Origin of the sequence: Mechercharimyces sp. CAU 1602 (assembly GCF_024753565.1) — a bacterium.
GTDB lineage: Bacteria > Bacillota > Bacilli > Thermoactinomycetales > JANTPT01 > Mechercharimyces.
Window position 1 is genome coordinate 188,726 of record NZ_JANTPT010000003.1, and the last position, 18,318, is coordinate 207,043.

Below are 18,318 nucleotides of genomic sequence, written 5' to 3' on the forward strand. Positions count from 1 at the left end.
TTATACCTCCACTTTCTTCTCCAAAATCCATGTGGAGAAGGCGAATAAGGCAAACGAGATGAGGAGACCCAGGAGCGTAATGGCGATGTCAATATAGATCGAATACTCATTTAGCAGTTCGGGAGTAAAGATAATCGTTGTCCCTAGTTGTGAGAGCATGCTAATTAATTGCATGGTTCCGATGAAGAGAAGAATGGCAACTACACTAATGATGTAGGAAGCTCCCTTGCCTGTGTAAGTTTTAAGCCACTGCGTGAGCGACCATAGTAACAAGAGGGCTCCGCAGAAAAAGAGGTTCCCCAACAAGAAAAAATTAGCTATATTTCCTGCTATATAGAGAGTGTCCACGTTTAAGACATCACGATAAGAAAGCCATTTTGTGAAAGGTTCCGCTACTTCAGGGTGGATCCATATGGTGATAGCGAAGTAAAGGGTTTGAATACATACTGTGATCAGAAGTGCGAAGCATGCATTGAGCAATTTGGAGAGAAGGAGCGTTCTAACAGGGTACGGGTTATGGAGCCAGCGATGAAGTTGAGCTCCTTCTCTTTGTAAGCTGATAAAGAAATAAGTAGGAATATAGAAATAGCTGAGAAAGGTGATGAAGCCAAAGCCAGCTAACTGACCTCCATTTTTAAAATTTAGATAGAGAATAAGTAATGTGACGAGTCCAATCCAGATGAGTGCCCCTGTGCGACCAATTCGATAATCTTTGTGTAACAATCCTTGCCATGAAGTCATGAAAATATATCCTTTCTGTAATGTATTAGTGTACTATCTATATAGTGCACTAATACATTATGGTTGTCAAGGGACTATGAAAAAATTTGGAGGGAGGGGGATTTTGGGAAGGGGTAGTCGACTGTAGGACATCCTCTCCCTTATTTACGGGGAATTTGATATAGTAATTGAAGGGAGGGTATCGGGATGAAGATGAGGCTATTCATGGTTTTTGTATTGATATCAACGGTTCCATTATTTCTTAGCGCCTGCCAAGAAAAAGAGAACACAGCGGCAGATAAGAAACAAACAGAAGATAAAAAAGTGGAACAGAAGTGGGTCGACCTAGGCGTAAGTCCAGAGAGTTTTGTCGAGGTATATAATTTGGGTTTACCCGATAAATATAAGTTGGATCCGAAAGATTTTATGGAGTTGACCTTTGCAGAGGGAAAGGCAAAGGTAGAAAAAGATCTGGGGAGCACGGTACGCTTTACCGCTATTGTTACAGAAAGTAGGGGTAAGGTGAGTGAAGTGAAGATAAGTGGCGTGACGGATGAACAACCGCTGCTTTTCACCTCTGTACTACGGGCGATTCATCAAGAAGCAACAACAGCACAGATTGAGCAACGAATGCAGGAAGTAAAGGCGAATCCATCAGCGGAAAAAGAAATAGAGCGGGATATGTCGTGGGAGCATGTGAATTATCGGTATCATCAGCTAGACAAAGGGTGGATGTTATTGATCCAACCTCGCGATCTAGAATCAACTTTACTTGATCCAACGATCTCGTATCCGAAAGCGGAAGTGAAGGATAAAGAAGGGGCGAAGAAAGAAGAAAAGAAAGAGAAGACAGCTGAGAACAAGACAGGGGAAGATGGCATCCAGACAGTTTCTAACCCGACGAGTGTATTGGTTCTCGTAAATAAAAGCCATCGCCTTCCTAGTGGTTATGTACCTGCATTAACGAAACCAAACGTAAGATTTCCTTTTTCGGAGGATTTGGCTAAGAAGAAATTGCGTCCGGAAGCGGCAACAGCATTAGAGGGATTGTTTACAGCAGCGAAACAAGCGGGACATATCTTATATGCACAATCTGGATACCGCTCTTATGAACGTCAAGAATCGATCTTTGCTTATAACGCTCAACAAATGGGAGAGAAAGAAGCGAATCGAGTGAGTGCGCGCCCTGGACAAAGTGAACATCAGACTGGATTGGCGATGGATATTACAAGTCAAGCAGTTAATTATTCGTTGGAGCCGATATTTGGGGAGACGGCAGAAGGCAAATGGGTCGCAGCTAATGCACATAAGTATGGTTTTATTATCCGTTATCCGCAAGGAAAAGAAGGTGTGACAGGGTATTCTTATGAGCCGTGGCATCTGCGATATGTGGGAATAGAAGCGGCGACGAAGATTAAAAGTACTAACTCTACACTGGAAGAGTATCTAAAGTAGTGTTGTACAGGGAATCTAAATATTACTATGTTCATAATAAGAAAAGAGCCGCATATTTGCGTAAATATTATTTTGATAAGCAAGAAACCAAGAAGCTGGAGATGTAAGCATTTTTCGATAAAATTATAATGGATAGCTGGTTAGAACCTCGGCACCTGAATGGAAGAAACAGGGGGTCGGGGTTTTTTAGTTTGTAGACCAGTGCGAGCAACAAACGGGTAATCATAGGAGTTTGAAGATGGAAGGGACTAATTGATGAGGATGAAAGGAGATGGAGATCAGAGTGAGTTTGTCCTAGTATAGAGCCAATCCGAATTTGTAATCAAAAATATTTAAAAAAATTTTCGATTTTGTATTTACAATCACCCCAAGGTGTTATATTATTCAGAAAAGATCATAATTTCAGAAACAAAAGAAAGGAGAGGGTAGAAAGATTTTCATAGTCATAACTTCTCTTTAAATGAAAAATGATTTTTGCCGTTTCGAAGAAAGGGAGTGCAGATCGTTTGTAATGCAAGTCTCTTGTAATAATTCCTTTATCGAGATGGAAAATTTTTTAATGAGAAGAGGAGTTAAGGGTGATGCGAACCTTTGTCACTTCATGAGTGGCTTGTTCGCCCATGACAAAGGTTAGCTATGTCCGGAATCTGAATAGTAGACAGGAAGATAATGAGCCACAGTGCTCCTATTTGCCATGGGCAAATGGAGGTTACAAAGGTGGAGTCAGAAGGGTCAACAATAACCTTTTGTGTCTTATTATTCAGAATGAAAAGGGGAGATTGTAATGAAGCGTATGAGAAAAGGTTTCGCCGTGGTGTTGGCGCTGGCGCTAACATGTACAATGTCTTTTGCGCTGGTATTGTCTGCTGAAGCGAAGGATCAATCATCGTTAATGGAAGAGGGTCGTAAGCATATCATTGTGAAGTTTAAAGATAATGTTTCGATCCAGGCAATGGGCAGTATGCACAAAAAAGAAGGATCGAAAATGCTCTCGCGCAATGATCGCTTGAGGTATGATGTCGTCGAAGTTCATGGTCAGTCAGTAGAAGATGCCATTGCGGATTATGAGAAGAGAGCAGACGTGGAGTATGCAGAGCCGCGAATTGTTTATCATACGATGTGGACCCCTGATGATCCATACTACGCCTCTGATCAGTATGGCCCACAAAACATGTCGGCAGAAGGGGCATGGGATATCACTCGCGGAAACAGTGATGTTGTTGTAGCGGTAGTCGACACAGGTGTGCAAGATGATCATCAAGACTTGTCCCAACAAGTGTCGCAAGGTTATGACTTTGTCGACGACGATAGAAATGCTTACGATGAACAAGGGCATGGCACGCATGTGGCAGGTACGATTGCTGCTACCACCAATAATGGGAAAGGCGTTGCGGGTGTAGCCCCCGATGTGAGCATCATGGCAGTACGAGTACTGGATTCTAATGGATCGGGGTATAACGACTGGGTGGCAAGTGGCATCGAATATGCCGCTTCCAATGGAGCCGATGTTATCAACTTAAGCCTCGGCGGTTCTAGATCGTCGCAAGTGGTAAAAGATGCAGTTGAGTTTGCATGGGCACAAGGGGCAGTGGTAATTGCGGCTGCAGGCAATTCCAACACTTCCTCTCCCTCTTACCCTGCTTATTATGAAGAATCCATCGCTGTAGCAGCAGTTGATTCAGGTGATCGTAAAGCATCGTTTTCCAACTACGGGGATTGGGTCGACATCGCTGCACCTGGAGTAGATATCATCTCGACTCAGCTAGGTGGGGGTTACGTTAAGTACAGCGGCACCTCGATGGCAGCTCCGCATACGGCAGGAGCGGCTGCTCTGCTCGCATCCAGTGGTATGAACCATACCGAGATTCGGGCGGCGTTGGAGAACAATGCTGATCACATTCCAGGTACGGGAACTTCCTGGCAGAACGGTCGCGTCAATATCTTGGCGGCGTTAGATGGAGATGGCGATGATGGTGGTGGGGAAGAAGATGATCCATATGAGCCAAACGATAGTTTGGCTGACGCGTATGGTCCGATCAATTCCGATCAGAAATATAAAAGCTACATCTATGATGGTAGCGATGAAGATTACTATAAGCTAAAAACCTCCAGGAGCGGGACGATTACCGTGAAATTGAGATCGCTCCCCGCTGACTATGACCTCTACCTCTACGATGCAGATGGCAATATGCTAGATCGTTCGTGGAATGGGGGTACGTCCAGAGAGACGATCTCGTACAATGGTGGTGCAGGTACCTACTATGTCAAAGTAGTAGGCTGGAATGGGGCATCCAGTAAAACGGATACGTATCGCCTCAAAGCTATCTTTAATCAATAGGTTTGGGTTGATTTATAGGTCACCCCGAGCTCGTTTGTTGGCAATGGAAAAGAGCTGAAAAGCTGCGGGACGATACTACGTATAGACAAAGGAGAGATTGTGATGAAACGTGCATGGATTGTTGTGTTAGCTGTTGTTCTCACTCTCACAATGTCGTTTGCCCCCCATCTGCCTGCACAAGCAGAGTCTAAGTCGGAACTAGCACAGGCGAGTAAAGATCACATCATCGTCAAATTTAAAGAAAACACTTCCCAGAGCGTTATGAGTAGCCTGCACGAGAAAGAAGAATCGGAAGTTCTTTCGCGCAATGAAAAGTTGGGTTATGATGTGATCAAAGTAGAAGGCCAGACAGTGGAAGAGGCAATCGCTTCCTACGAACGTATGGAAAATGTAGAGTATGCGGAACCACGGATCGTGTATGAAGCGTTTTGGACTCCTGACGATCCCTATTACGCTTCGGATCAGTATGGTCCGCAAAATATGGATGCAGAGGCTGCTTGGGATATAACCCGTGGTGATAGCAGTATCAAAGTAGCTGTGGTAGATACAGGAGTGCAGGATGACCATCCAGATTTGTCTAATCAAGTATCGCAAGGTTATGACTTCGTAGATAACGACGGTAACGCTTACGATGAACAAGGTCACGGTACGCACGTGGCAGGTACGATTGCTGCTACCACCAATAATGGGAAAGGCGTTGCGGGTGTAGCCCCCGATGTGAGCATCATGGCGGTACGAGTACTGGATTCTAATGGATCGGGATATAACGATTGGGTGGCAAGTGGAATTGAGTATGCGGCTACGAATGGTGCGCATGTGATCAATTTGAGCCTTGGTGGATCTAGTTCCTCCCAAGTGGTCAAAGACGCGGTGGAATACGCATGGGAGCAAGGTTCGGTAGTGATTGCTGCGGCTGGTAATTCCAATACTTCCTCCCCTTCTTATCCCGCCTATTACGAAGAGTCGATTGCTGTGGCAGCTGTGGATGCAAATGATAACCGTGCCTCCTTTTCCAACTATGGAAGCTGGGTAGATATTGCTGCTCCCGGGGTGAATATTATCTCGACTCAGCTGGGCGGAGGCTATGTCAAATACAGTGGAACCTCGATGGCAGCTCCGCATACAGCAGGAGCGGCGGCCTTACTGTCTTCACAAGGAATGAATAATGCTGAGGTGCGCGCGGCATTAGAAAATAATGCAGATGCCATTCCGGGTACAGACAACTACTGGCAGAATGGCCGGGTCAATATGTACCGTGCATTGACTGGAGATGACGATGGTGGTGGCGGTGATGATGAGGATACTTTCGAACCTAACGACAGTATCGCTACCGCTTATGGACCTATCAACTCGGGTGAAGAGTATGAAAGCTTCATCTTTGATGGCAGTGATGAGGATTACTACAAGTTGGAAGCAGCTGCAGGCACCATTAACATTAGCTTGAAGTCACTGCCGGGCGACTATGATCTCTATCTCTACAATGCATCAGGTTCTAGAGTGGCCCGATCGTGGAATGGCTCTACTTCAGACGAGTCGATTTCCTATGATGCAGCGGCAGGAACGTACTACATCCGTGTAGTGGGATGGAATGGGGCATCTAGTAAATCTGACTCCTATTTGTTGAAAGCGACGTTTACATCCGATGATGGTGGGGGAGAGGGAGACTGGTATTATGAAGATAAACGCTTCGATACCGATCATCCTTATTCTAACTACTACAATAAATCCCACACCTATACCAAGTCGGGAGCAAGTAAGGTAGCTCTCTACTTCAGTCGCTTTGAAACTGAGTCAAACTATGATTTTGTCTATATCAAAGATAAAAATGGGACTACAAAAGAGACTTTTGATGGAGACTTGGAACCGTTTTGGGTGATCGTTGATGGTGACAAGATTACCGCTAACTTGGTATCTGATTTCTCCATCACCGATTATGGTTATTCCATCACGGAAGTGGCTTACTTTATTGAAGGAGAGGCGCCAACAAAGGCGAGTAAGAAGTCGAAGCATCCGATAAAGTAGATAGAGGTAAGTAGGTGGAGTGCCCCCTGCCATATGGCAGGGGGCTATTTATATGGGGATAGCACTTTTAAAAGAACGGAATATAGGTTTGGGTACTATAAAATTTAGGTCTGCCACACCGTCTACTCTTTCGCTACCATGAAAGGGAATCATCCTTTTGAACCAAGTACCTTAAATAGAAAGGGGAATGAATATGAGACTTCTCATCAGCAAGGTTGTGACCGCAATTCCGTTATACGGGCTTATTATTTGGTTTTATCACTTTAGTTATCTCGCTTTTATCTTAGCGACGCTCACCTTTTTCTGCGCCTTGCCATTATCTCTATTATTAGATATGGGGACGGAAGAGACTTCACTTCCTGCAATTTACTCTTTCTTTTGGCACCTCATTATCTCGCTACCTTTTACGATTTTCCTCGGTGTATATGCCCCGATGTGGGTGCTTAGTTTTTGGTTATCGGAGCGGATGTTACGATTGCCGTTAATGATATGGTGGAGGGGGAGGGTTATGCTATGATTCACCTTCTGAGAAAATCGCTGCTAGTTTGATCTTGTTTTTCTGCAGTCGCCATGTATGTTCTCTACTTAGATGATGATTTCTTTGATACGCTCTCACGTTCAGTTGTTATCCTGTTCATTGTTTGCTTTATCTATGGTTGAGTCGTCTCTTTTGTGGCTGATGTTGAAAGCTGGAATTTCATTTTTAGTACATACTTTTGGTTCTATGTTCTTGGTCATCTTCATGGTACTTGCTTATAACTTCTTCGTAGTAGTTGTGTTAGGTAGTATCCTTTATACCTTTATTATTAGCATAGTGGTAAAATTTGGGCTTTTACCTATTCAAAAGGTGTGGATTTGGTTTTGGTTTATTCCTTTTACCGCAATATTTCTTCACTCTAATAAGATGTTACTTGCTAAGAAGAATCAACAGCATGTAGCTAAACTTACACACAAGGGGGAGTAATGGAATATGGTGATTACAGCTGAATCAAGATGACTTTGATGGAGGAGTTGAGCTCTCATTATGGATAGATCCTTGTTGTTTGTAGCCAAAGAGAAGAAGGAAGAGGATCAACATGTAGTTATTGCTGAACAAGACGCAGTTAACTTTACATTTCATCTAGATCGCATCCATATGCGATTTGATACGGATAAAGGAGAGAGAGTACTTACTTTTCGCCTCTTAGCTGAAAGTGCAGATACCGAGATGTATGTGGGGCCGCAGGGGGAAAGTGTGATTTATAAAGAGGTATGGCCTGGAATTGACTTGATCTTTACGGGTACGGAAGAGCACCTCAAATATGATGTGGCAGTGCAGCCAGGGGCATGTGTAGATCAGATTCGCTTTCGATACGAAGGGGGAACATCTTCTACCGTAGATGAGCATGGCGATCTGTATGTTCATACATCGAGCGGCGTACTTCGTGAAGGCAAGCCGATCAGTTTTCAGTGGAGCGAAGGGAAGAGGCAGACGATTCCAACAGCTTTTCGCTTGTTTGAAGATGGAAGTATGGGATTTGAGGTTAGCAAATATGATCCCGCACAGCTGCTTCTTATCGATCCAGTCGTGTTTTATTCTACCTTTCTCGGGGGGAGTAGCACTGACCAGGGAAGTGGAATCGCGGTAGATACAGAGGGGAATGCGTATGTGGCGGGTATAACTTCTTCCACAGATTTTCCGACGACGACAGGGGCATTTCAGACAACATTTGTGGGAGGCCCTTCAGATGTATTTGTTACTAAGATTAATGAAGCCGGAACGTCGCTAGTGTACTCCACCTTCTTGGGAGGAACAAGTGGAGAAACCACACTTCCTATAAATGGGATTTCAGTAGATGCGATGCGAACGGTGTTTGTAGCAGGACAAACGTTATCCTCTGACTTTCCGACGACGACAGGCGCATTTCAAACCATCTTCGGTGGGTTAGTGGATGGCTTTGTTACTCGACTTAATTCTACTGGTTCCTCTCTTATATATTCTACTTTCCTAGGAGGAAGTGGCTCTGATGTTGCAACAGATCTAGCATTAAACGGGTTAGGAAATGCGTATATAACAGGGATTACTAACTCTACAGATTTTCCAACCACATCTATGGCGTTCCAAACTGTTTTGGCGAGTGCGGCAGAGGATGCTTTTGTCACAAGATTAAACTCTGCTGGCAGTGCTCTGGTTTATTCCACTTACTTAGGAGGAAGCTTAGCCGACAGAGGCTTAGGCATCGCTGTGGATAGTGAGAATAATGCCTATGTAGTGGGTTTTACCGAGTCGACTAATTTCCCGATAACGACGGGTGCCTTTCAGACGGTTCTTACCGGAGGAACGGATTCAGATGGATTTGTTAGCAAACTGAATGCACTGGGAACTTCGCTTATCTATTCCACTTATCTAGGGGGGAGCGCCAGTGATGACGCTAGTGGAATTGACCTCGATGGTGCCAATAATGCTTATGTGACTGGAACAACCAGCTCAACCGATTTTCCGACGACACCAAACGCGTTTCAACCATCCATTGCAGGGTCGGATGATGCGTACGTGACGAAACTGAATGTAACGGGTAGTTCACTCGTGTATTCCACCTTCTTGGGGGGAAGCGAGAGTGACAATGGAATTAAGATCGCAGTCGATTCTTTTGGCGGAGCATGGGTTACAGGGGTTACCCGATCCACCAACTTTCCGCTCACATCAAACGCCTTTCAAGATAGTCTTAATGGAGAAGCAGACGCCTTTGTCACTCAAATAAGCTATTCTGGACAAGGGATTTCATTTTCTTCCTATCTGGGCGGAAGTGAGGGAGAGACTGGATTTGATGTTGCCATTGACCGCCAGGAGAATGCATATTTTACAGGGGTAACCGCGTCAACAGATTTTCCTGTTACCTTTCAAGCAGTCCAAACATTATTTGGCGGGCAGGCAGATGCATTTGTGACCAAAGTGGGTACGGTTACAACTGTCGGTCCAACCGGCCCCACTGGTGCAACTGGCCCCTCCGGCCCAACCGGTCCAACGGGAGCATCTGGAGCAGCTGGGGCAAGGGGACCGAGAGGACGTCGGGGCCCCAGAGGACCACGTGGCCCTCGTGGAACAGGTGCAGGCGAGTTGGGTTTGTAGGAGCATGGTAAGATGGAGGAAAAAGGGTCACTTGTAACTACAGAAAAGAGATGCGACTTATCTTTCCGCAATAATTCTTAGTTTTCCGTTCCTCTAATCGATGTATATTGTTGGGACAGTGGCTCATGCAATCGCCGCTATGGATATGTTCGGGAGGACATCTCCCATCCAGAAAAATGTAGCGATCAATAATGGAATGGCTGGAGGATAGCTTTGTTGAGGGCATTGCTGCATCCATCAACCTGATTATCACCGCCTCCAGCCTTATTGACCATGTTACTTAAACTTGCTCTTTACAACCATTTTGCCATTCATTTCTTTCCCGTACCCATAAGAACTATCGAAGCCAGATATAAGCCACTTTTTCTTTTCATCGAAATAGGTAAGGGTAACTTGTTTTTTGTTAATGTGTTCCACCAAAGGGTCGTCATCGTCATGGCTGTACTTACTATACTCCTCATATTTGGAGTGAAATTCTACTAACAACTTTACTTGATAACGATCACCTTCCTTGGTTAGTTCTACAGTCCCATAGTCGATGCGGGTTCCTATCGCTGACCCTTTAAAGGTTCGCTCAAATTCCTTCATATAATCAATATGCTTTATTTCATCGTTCAGTTCATCGTCTGCTAGGGTCGTGATTATATTGGCATTTCTCGTTTTACGGGCTTCGATCCACTGCTTTGTGTAATCGTTAATCAATTTTGTAATGGGTTTCTGTGATTTTTTATCACTGAATGGATGGGGAGTGATATCTATATCTTTGGTGTCCTCATCTATAGTCTTGGTTGGACTCTTGCATGTTCCCCATGGGCATTTCATTTCTCCGTAAATCTTGATCGACCCATCCTTTGTGACTGGACCAAATTCCTTATATTCACTGACCTTGCCCACTTTCTTTCCATTGACATAGAAGGTTTCGTCTGTAAACTGTGAGCTAATGGTAACCATTTCGCCATTGAGGTTTAGGTTTGATGTTTCTGGCTTATTGTAATCTCCAAACAAAATAACCTCGTTTTCGGTACTCAGTTGAGCATACTCAAACTTTTTATCTGCACTCACTTGGTAAATACCAGGCATCACGGGACCATATGTATAGCTTAACTTCCCTTCTTTAGTTTTGAATACCTCTTTTCCCGCGACTTTTAGGTTCACCTCAGGAGAATTGGTCTTTAGCTTAATGTGATATGATCGTACGCCAATACTATACGAGTCAGGCAAGATGGGAATTTCGTTCTTTTTTACGTAGTATGGCCCTGCCTTTAGTAACTCTTTGGACGTCATCCCATTCCGGAAGTGCATAATGTCTTCCGAATCAGCGTAGTATGCGGCTTGTGCGTTTAGTATCTGTGAAATTCCAGAGTAGAATTGATCATGTTCCTGAGTATAATCTACAAATTGCTGGATTTGCTCTCTGTTAATTTCTATTTTGTCATCGTCGGATACAACCATATCCATGACGGTCTCGACATCCCCTTTTGCCAAAGCCATTTCAAATTCTCTGACCATCCTTTGTGGATCGGAGTGTCCATCCGACCCAAATATCAATAAAATAACGATAATAGCAAGAAGTCCGCCCAGTGGGTACAGCACTTTCTTGTTTTTCGAGATGAAAGGTGTCGCTTTTTCTTTTGTTTGAAATAACAATGCTTTTGCTTTCTCTATGTTCATCCCAATCCTCCTAATAGTAGTTAAAGTTACCTCTATATAATAATTAGATGGTGAATGCACAATTTCCTTTTAATATAGTAACATGAATATTTGAAAATATTTATATAAGTATTCGTGATTTTCCTAGTTTTTCTTTTTGAACACTGTGTTATTATGTGACGGTGTGGAAGGAGTAGTAGGGTATATGTTTACATTAAGAGGTGATCACCTCTTTTGGATAATTTACAATCAATTGTGGTATTATGTCCATGGAGCGCAAAACGGCAGGTATGTCAGCACCTATCGTTTATACGGAGAAGCATGGACACAGAACGGCGTAATGTCGAAGACATCAGGATAACCCATGAGAAAAGTAGTTCACCCCTTAGGTTTTGCCGACCAGTGGGCGAGCTACTTTTTTTACCATCCCTCCGATGGGTGAACTTTCAGCCTACGCCGCCCGTGGTCATTATGTCCAATTCTCGCAGACAATTATATTATCATTTTCTTCATACTAGAGGACGAATATTAAGAGATAAGAGAGCGTATGCTAGAGTAAACTCACGTTTAGAAAGAGCCGACAGGGGTCTTATATTCCCTACGGCTCTTTCCTATTTCAACGAGTCCTTCAGCTGTTTTCTCGGCTCTAACGCAGGAACCTTCCTAACAGGGGATTCGCCATAGAAGGTGACGACCACTAGCGAGAAAACGTATGTTCCTATACAATATAGGCAACTTGGTGATGGTGAGGGAGGGAGAAGAGATGCGAAAGATTATTCATATTGATATGGATGCCTTCTTTGCGGCAGTAGAGCAACGGGAGAATCCAGACTTACAGGGGAAGCCAGTAGTGATAGGCGGAGATCCTTATGCGCGCGGTGTGGTTGCCACCTGTTCATATGAAGCAAGGAAGTATGGTATTCATTCGGCTATGCCTTCCAAACAGGCACAAATACGTTGTCCACACGCAATCTTCATTCGTCCGCGTATGTCTTTGTACAAGGAAGTGTCACAGGAAGTGATGGAGATCTTTCATTCTTTTACCTCCTTAGTCGAGCCGTTATCACTAGATGAAGCGTATTTGGATGTAAGTGAGAATAAGGTGGGTATGCAATCTGCGACGTTGGTGGCACGCCAGATCAAAGAACGGATATGGGAAGAGCTGAAATTAACAGCTTCAGCAGGGGTATCCTACAATAAATTTATAGCGAAGCTGGCGTCAGGTTATCGGAAACCAGATGGATTAACCGTGATTACACCAGAGCAGGCGCAAGCCTTTCTCGATGCTGAGCCGATCCATCACTTTTGGGGGGTGGGCAAGGTAACAGCACAACAGCTAAAAGGGTATGGGATAGAGACAGGAGCGGATCTACGTCAATGGTCCAAAGAGAAATGCATGGAGGTATTGGGGAGTCGAGGGGAGCTACTCTACCGCTTTGTCAGGGGGGAAGATGAACGCCCTGTCAACCCCAAGCGAATACGTAAGTCGATTGGGCGGGAGACAACTTTGCAGGTGGATCTGACAGAGTGGGATGAGATATTCCCTATTCTAGAAACGTTAGTTTCTTCGTTAGAAGCTTACTTACTACAGAAGGGAGAACAAGCACAAGTGCTCGTACTCAAAGTGAAATTCCATGATTTTAAACAGATCACACGCAGATTAACGCTCCCAGAACCGATCAGTACAGTGCAAGAGATGATGTCTTACCTTCAACAAATGAGTAAAAGGGCTCCCTTAGAGGGGAAGAGTGTCAGATTAGTAGGTGTTACCTTGGCCGGCTTTGTGTCACGAAAGCGAGCGTATGAGCAGTTACGTTTATTTTAAGTGGGAGTAGGGGAGTGTTAATTTGAGGTTCCATCTTGGTTACATGCATCTACATTGGAATTCAAAGGTTTAATTTGTTCAAATACTTTACGGTCAGACTCACCTGTAAAGGGAGTAGCGGCATATTCTGCTTCTGTGCCATAATAAAAAGCTTCATACTGTATTCCCCGTTCTAAGAAAGCATGGTTACCCGTAGGATGATGTTGAATAGATTTTTCATCTGGACTCTGCTCAAACTTAAATAAAAGCTCACGTTTATCTCCATTTTCTAAGAGAAGAGTATATTCTAACCTACCTCCGAGGGTTAATTGCTTATGAGAGGTGCAAGTAAGAAACCAGTGCTTATCCTGGAAGTTGATGAGCCCCCATCCATTCTTCTCTTCAAGTGGAGGTGCTCCAGGAACACTCCCTACGACGTAATACCACCCTGACTCGTCAGAGAAGGTATAGCGTAAATGTTGTTTTTTATCAAAAACCCCTATTTCAAAGAGGATATATGTCGTTAGCGTAACGACAATGAGTAAGATAGGTAGATTCACATACCCCCACACTGATTTACTTCCCTCGTAGAGGGGTGACATTTCCTTTCTATTAAACTTCCATTTTACTAAAGCGCAATCAAACGCCCATATCCCCAATGTGAAAATAGGAGCATAAATGGATATGAGAAAGATAAAGGGAATTGAAGCGATTAAATGCCAGCAAAATGAGTAAAAAATAGGACGACCCACCTTTTTCATCTTGCGGTCTATCAGGTAGGAGATGGGTACCCCATAGATAAAAATCACAGCAGTGGAGATAATCGTCGCAATTGAGGCATACTCCACCATCAAAAAGACCCATAAAACAAATAACAAAAGGCTACCTATTAGTGCTGCCCATAGCTTTCTTTCAAACATAATGAACACCTGCTCTCTTCAACTGTGCTGTTACATTCATCGTAGCAGGTGAGAAAGGGGGAGAGCAGTTCTAACTTTTATAGTACGGAACAAATGTTTGAAACACAGAATAAGAACCCGTTTAATTAAAACTTTCCTTGTGGAGCAAAAAGAAGCGGAGGGTATAGTGGAGATATGTACCCATGATGAATAATACCCTAGGTATGTTACAATATTAGCTATTCAAATACGTTTAAAATGGGATGTGGCTTTGTGCAAATAGAAGTATGGTCCGACTTTGTCTGTCCTTTTTGTTACATTGGTAAAAGGAAGTTAGAGAAAGCTCTTCGTAACTTTGAACACAGGGAGAAAGTTAACATTGTCTTTAGGAGTTTTGAGCTTAATCCGTATGCACCGAAAGAAGGAGACGAAACGTTTGCGGAAATAATTGCAGCAAAATATGGTGTAAGTTTAGAACAAGCCCAAGCAATGTGCGCTAACATGGCCGCACAGGCAAAACAGGAAGGGTTAGATTATCGTTTTGAGACGATGATCCCTCATAATACCTTTGACGCACACCGACTTCTTCACTATGCGGCGGATCATGGTAAGATGGATGAAATGTCTGAGCGATTGTATTGTGCGTTCTTCACTGAATCAAAAGATATCGCTGATCATAATACACTTATTGATATTGCAGTAGAGATGGATCTGGATGGATCTGATGTTTTAGATATGCTGACTTCTGATCAATATACCGTTAAAGTACGCGACGATGAGGCCTTAGGAAGTAAATTAGGTGTTAAAGGGGTTCCATACTTCATCTTTGCTCAAAAATATGCTGTCTCGGGAGCGCAATCAGTAACTGTATTTGAGGAAGTCTTGGATAAAGCATGGAGTGAAAATGTAAAAATAGAGGAATTTAATAGTGGCGGTGGCTCGTGCGCTGCTGACTCATGCAATATGCCTTCATAAAGTAAAATACATAGGGATGTAGTCGTTAGGATTAGTAAACACAGTAGGCATCCCTCGAGGGAGTGCTTGCCAAGCCTTAGTAATCAATTACTAGGGCTTGGCTTGTCTTCGTGTATGAAATGATCAACGGTGATACCGAGAAATTCTATACTAAGGGAAGAGATATTCCTAATTTGTTGCTAACAACAATTAGATTATACAATGATTGATAGATCCACGGTGTATTATCCTAAACAGGCTTTTGACCTATGTATAACCGTGCTAATCAATTTTAGGGATAGTCGAGTCCTACATCGTCCTCTATACCTAATCAAAAACCCTTTTCTTCTATATAAAAAGAGATGCCAGTCAGGATGTTAAATCAACCTCTACAAATTTTATTCCTGTCAGCGCAAATTTCCTCTTGCATCCGCCTTTTTGTTTATATATAATAGGGAATGTTGGTCATGGACGGCGATGATGCGGAAGGTTGCCGACACACCCGGCCCCATTGCCTAGGGGTGGTTGGGATATTTCCGCGGAGTAAGTTCATTTTCAAAAATGAACGTAGAAGGAGGGGCAAAAATGGCAAAACAAAAGATTCGTATCCGATTGAAAGCGTATGACCATCGCGCGTTGGACACATCGGCAGAGAAGATTGTCGATACCGCGAAGCGGACAGGTGCAGGGGTGTCAGGACCGATTCCACTACCTACTGAAAAATCCGTGTACACGATTTTGCGTGCGACTCATAAATACAAAGATTCGCGTGAGCAATTCGAGATGCGGACACATAAGCGTTTGATTGACATCGTCAATCCAACACCGCAAACGGTGGATGCGCTGATGCGACTCGACTTGCCTTCAGGCGTCGATATTGAAATCAAACTATAAGTAATGAAGTGACAGATGGCAGGAGGTGTATGACGTGAAAGGTATTCTGGGGAGAAAGTTAGGAATGACGCAAGTATTCCAAGAGGATGGTACTTTAGTTCCAGTAACCGTCGTGTCCGCTGGCCCTTGTGTTGTATTGCAACGCAAAGAAATGGCAACGGACGGCTACGACGCTGTACAACTTGGTTTTGAAGATGTGAAAGAACACCGTGCGAATAAACCGGAGCTCGGTCATGCGAAAAAAGCAGATACCGCAGCAAAGAAATTTATTCGTGAAATTCGTGGAATGAACCCAGCTGAGTTTGAATTGGGTCAGGAAGTGAAAGCAGATCTTTTCGCTGAAGGCGATATCGTCGATGTGACGGGTAAGTCAAAAGGTAAAGGGTTTGCCGGTGCGATTAAGCGCCACAACCAGCAACGTGGACCTATGTCTCACGGTTCTCGTTACCATCGTCGTCCGGGTTCCTTGGGCGCTGTCGATCCGATGCGCGTATTTAAAGGACATAACCTACCAGGACGCATGGGTGGCGAGCGTATTACTACGCAAAACTTGGAAGTGGTACGTGTCGATACCGAGCGTAACGCAATTCTCATCAAAGGGAATGTACCAGGACCAAAAAATGGCTTTGTTATGATCCGCTCAGCGGTCAAAGGCCAGAAATAAGTTAGGAAGGAGGAAGCGTCATGGCAAAAGTTGCAGTATTGGATATCAACGGGAATCAAGTAGGCGATGTTGAGCTACTGGATGCCGTGTTTGGGATTGAACCCAACGAAAGTGTTCTCCATGATGCCGTTGTGATGCAACAAGCATCGCTCCGTCGGGGAACGCACGCAGTAAAAAATCGTTCTGCCGTACGCGGTGGTGGTCGCAAACCTTGGCGGCAAAAAGGTACCGGACGTGCTCGTCACGGTAGCATCCGCTCCCCGATCTGGGTAGGCGGTGGTGTTACATTCGGACCTACTCCACGTAGCTACGGATATAAATTACCGAAGAAAGTGCGCCGTCTAGCACTTCGTTCTGCTCTCTCTTCTAAATTGAAAGCAGATGAGCTGGTAGTGCTCAATGAATTGAGCATGGAACAGCCGAAGACAAAAGAGATGGTTCGCATCCTGAGCAACCTTAAAGCTGAACAAAAAGCATTGGTTGTTGGACTTTCCGTGGATGAGAACGTAGCTCTATCTCTTCGCAACATCCCAGGTGTGAAGTACATCGCAGCCGAAGGCGTTAACGTCCTCGATCTGCTATATCACGACAAAGTGATCATCACCCAGGATGCGGCCGCACGCGTAGAGGAGGTGTTCGGCCAGTGAAGGACCCACGCGATATTATCCGTCGTCCCATCGTAACCGAGAAGTCGACTGACTTGACCGCTGACGGGAAATACGTATTTGAAGTTGACCTAAGAGCGAACAAGACTGAGATTAAGAAAGCTGTTGAAGCGATCTTTGGTGTGAAAGTATTGAAAGTAAACACGATCCGCCAAATCGGTAAGGTGAAACGGTACGGACGTTACTCTGGTCGTCGTCCAGAGAAGAAAAAAGCGATTGTACAGCTGACCGAAGACAGCAAGTCAATCGAAATTTTTGAAGTGTAACTCGTGAAGTAAAGGAGGGACAACAATATGGGTATCAAGCATTTTAAACCGACCTCACCAGGTCGCCGGCAGATGACGGTTTCTACTTTTGAAGAGATTACCACCACTACGCCGGAAAAATCTCTTTTAGCTCCATTGAACAAGAAGAGCGGTCGTAATAACCAAGGTCGTTTAACCATGCGCCATCAAGGCGGTGGACATAAGCGTAAATACCGCATCATCGACTTCAAGCGTAATAAAGATGGTATCGACGGGAAAGTGGCAACGATCGAGTACGATCCAAACCGCTCCGCAAACATCGCGCTCTTACACTATGTAGATGGTGAAAAGCGTTATATCTTAGCTGCTAATGGATTAAAAGTAGGCGATATCGTCGAATCCGGTCCAGAGGCAGATATTAAAGTAGGGAATGCACTTCCGCTGGCTAATATCCCAGTCGGTTCTGTCATTCATAATATCGAATTAAAGCCAGGTCGCGGTGGACAAATGGTACGTGCCGCTGGAACGAGTGCGCAATTGCTCGGTAAAGAAGGTAAATATGCCATCATCCGTCTGACTTCTGGAGAAACTCGTATGGTACTCTTGCAGTGCCGCGCAACCATCGGTCAAGTAGGGAACTTGGACCATGAGTTGATCAACATCGGTAAAGCGGGTCGTTCGCGCTGGCTCGGTAAGCGCCCAACGGTTCGTGGTTCCGTAATGAACCCATCGGATCACCCACATGGTGGTGGTGAAGGTCGCGCTCCGATCGGACGCAAATCACCTGTTACGCCTTGGGGTAAACCAACGCTTGGGTACAAAACACGTAAGAAGAATAAGCCCTCGGATAAGTATATTGTCCGTCGTCGTAAGAAAAAGAAATAAGCCTAACACTAAAG

16 protein-coding genes and 1 pseudogene are annotated in these 18,318 nt (G+C 44.4%); 14 read left to right on the plus strand and 3 right to left on the minus strand.

All coding sequences use genetic code 11. The features are described 5' to 3' along the window. On the minus strand, window positions 1-741 hold the full coding sequence (locus NXZ84_RS13445; RefSeq protein WP_258840852.1) for a hypothetical protein: 741 nt from the start codon (window positions 739-741) through the stop codon (window positions 1-3). 186 nt (window positions 742-927) lie between these two features. Between NXZ84_RS13445 and NXZ84_RS13450 the strand changes: the two genes are divergently transcribed. The 6 genes and pseudogenes from NXZ84_RS13450 (at window position 928) to NXZ84_RS15140 (ending at window position 9,644) form a co-directional block, all read left to right on the plus strand. Continuing rightward, window positions 928-2,175, plus strand: a complete 1,248-nt coding sequence (locus NXZ84_RS13450; RefSeq protein ID WP_258840853.1) for a M15 family metallopeptidase — start codon at window positions 928-930, stop codon at window positions 2,173-2,175. Window positions 2,176-2,959: 784 nt separating this feature from the next. Further along, window positions 2,960-4,513 (plus strand): S8 family serine peptidase, encoded by a 1,554-nt coding sequence (locus NXZ84_RS13455; RefSeq protein ID WP_258840854.1) that lies wholly within the window; start codon window positions 2,960-2,962, stop codon window positions 4,511-4,513. 102 nt (window positions 4,514-4,615) lie between these two features. Continuing rightward, window positions 4,616-5,776 (plus strand): annotated as a pseudogene (locus tag NXZ84_RS15245) (S8 family peptidase); the annotation flags it as partial. Beyond that, window positions 5,762-6,535, plus strand: coding sequence for a PPC domain-containing protein (locus tag NXZ84_RS15250; protein WP_396654047.1), 774 nt, complete (start codon window positions 5,762-5,764; stop codon window positions 6,533-6,535). The pseudogene NXZ84_RS15245 and the gene NXZ84_RS15250, both read left to right, overlap by 15 nt. A gap of 187 nt (window positions 6,536-6,722) precedes the next feature. After that, window positions 6,723-7,052 carry a hypothetical protein gene (locus NXZ84_RS13465; RefSeq protein WP_258840856.1) on the plus strand — a complete coding sequence of 110 codons (330 nt, stop codon included), beginning with the start codon at window positions 6,723-6,725 and terminating at the stop codon, window positions 7,050-7,052. Window positions 7,053-7,559: 507 nt separating this feature from the next. Then, window positions 7,560-9,644: an SBBP repeat-containing protein gene (locus NXZ84_RS15140; protein ID WP_309495926.1), complete on the plus strand. Its 2,085-nt coding sequence runs from the start codon at window positions 7,560-7,562 to the stop codon at window positions 9,642-9,644. 276 nt (window positions 9,645-9,920) lie between these two features. Here the strand turns inward: NXZ84_RS15140 and NXZ84_RS13480 are convergent, their stop codons facing one another. Continuing rightward, window positions 9,921-11,315, minus strand: a complete 1,395-nt coding sequence (locus tag NXZ84_RS13480; protein ID WP_258840857.1) for a TcaA 3rd/4th domain-containing protein — start codon at window positions 11,313-11,315, stop codon at window positions 9,921-9,923. 184 nt (window positions 11,316-11,499) lie between these two features. On the opposite strand from NXZ84_RS13480, the gene NXZ84_RS13485 reads away from it, so the two are divergent. Both NXZ84_RS13485 and dinB read left to right on the plus strand, forming a co-directional pair. Then, window positions 11,500-11,655, plus strand: a complete 156-nt coding sequence (locus NXZ84_RS13485; RefSeq protein ID WP_258840858.1) for a hypothetical protein — start codon at window positions 11,500-11,502, stop codon at window positions 11,653-11,655. 402 nt (window positions 11,656-12,057) lie between these two features. After that, window positions 12,058-13,119, plus strand: a complete 1,062-nt coding sequence (gene dinB / locus NXZ84_RS13490; protein ID WP_258840859.1) for a DNA polymerase IV — start codon at window positions 12,058-12,060, stop codon at window positions 13,117-13,119. A gap of 17 nt (window positions 13,120-13,136) precedes the next feature. On the opposite strand, the gene NXZ84_RS13495 is transcribed toward dinB, so the two are convergent. Beyond that, the gene (locus NXZ84_RS13495) at window positions 13,137-14,018 is read right to left on the minus strand and encodes a hypothetical protein (RefSeq protein ID WP_258840860.1); all 882 of its coding nucleotides are present in this window, start codon (window positions 14,016-14,018) and stop codon (window positions 13,137-13,139) included. Between the two features lie 252 nt (window positions 14,019-14,270). Here NXZ84_RS13495 and NXZ84_RS13500 point away from each other — a divergent pair, with 252 nt between their 5' ends. The 6 genes from NXZ84_RS13500 (at window position 14,271) to rplB (ending at window position 18,304) form a co-directional block, all read left to right on the plus strand. Further along, entirely contained in the window at window positions 14,271-14,972 is a 702-nt protein-coding gene (locus NXZ84_RS13500; protein WP_258840861.1) for a DsbA family oxidoreductase, read from the plus strand. A 564-nt stretch (window positions 14,973-15,536) separates the two neighbouring features. Then, window positions 15,537-15,845, plus strand: coding sequence for a 30S ribosomal protein S10 (gene rpsJ / locus NXZ84_RS13505; RefSeq protein WP_258840862.1), 309 nt, complete (start codon window positions 15,537-15,539; stop codon window positions 15,843-15,845). A gap of 34 nt (window positions 15,846-15,879) precedes the next feature. Continuing rightward, a complete protein-coding gene (rplC, locus tag NXZ84_RS13510) occupies window positions 15,880-16,509 on the plus strand; it encodes a 50S ribosomal protein L3 (RefSeq protein ID WP_309495929.1) in 630 nt (209 codons plus the stop codon). A 20-nt stretch (window positions 16,510-16,529) separates the two neighbouring features. After that, a complete protein-coding gene (gene rplD, locus NXZ84_RS13515) occupies window positions 16,530-17,156 on the plus strand; it encodes a 50S ribosomal protein L4 (RefSeq protein WP_258840864.1) in 627 nt (208 codons plus the stop codon). Continuing rightward, window positions 17,153-17,440, plus strand: coding sequence for a 50S ribosomal protein L23 (gene rplW, locus NXZ84_RS13520; RefSeq protein ID WP_258840865.1), 288 nt, complete (start codon window positions 17,153-17,155; stop codon window positions 17,438-17,440). The genes rplD and rplW overlap by 4 nt, the downstream gene beginning before the upstream one ends. A gap of 27 nt (window positions 17,441-17,467) precedes the next feature. Further along, entirely contained in the window at window positions 17,468-18,304 is an 837-nt protein-coding gene (gene rplB, locus NXZ84_RS13525) for a 50S ribosomal protein L2 (RefSeq protein WP_258840866.1), read from the plus strand. Window positions 18,305-18,318: the final 14 nt, after the last annotated feature.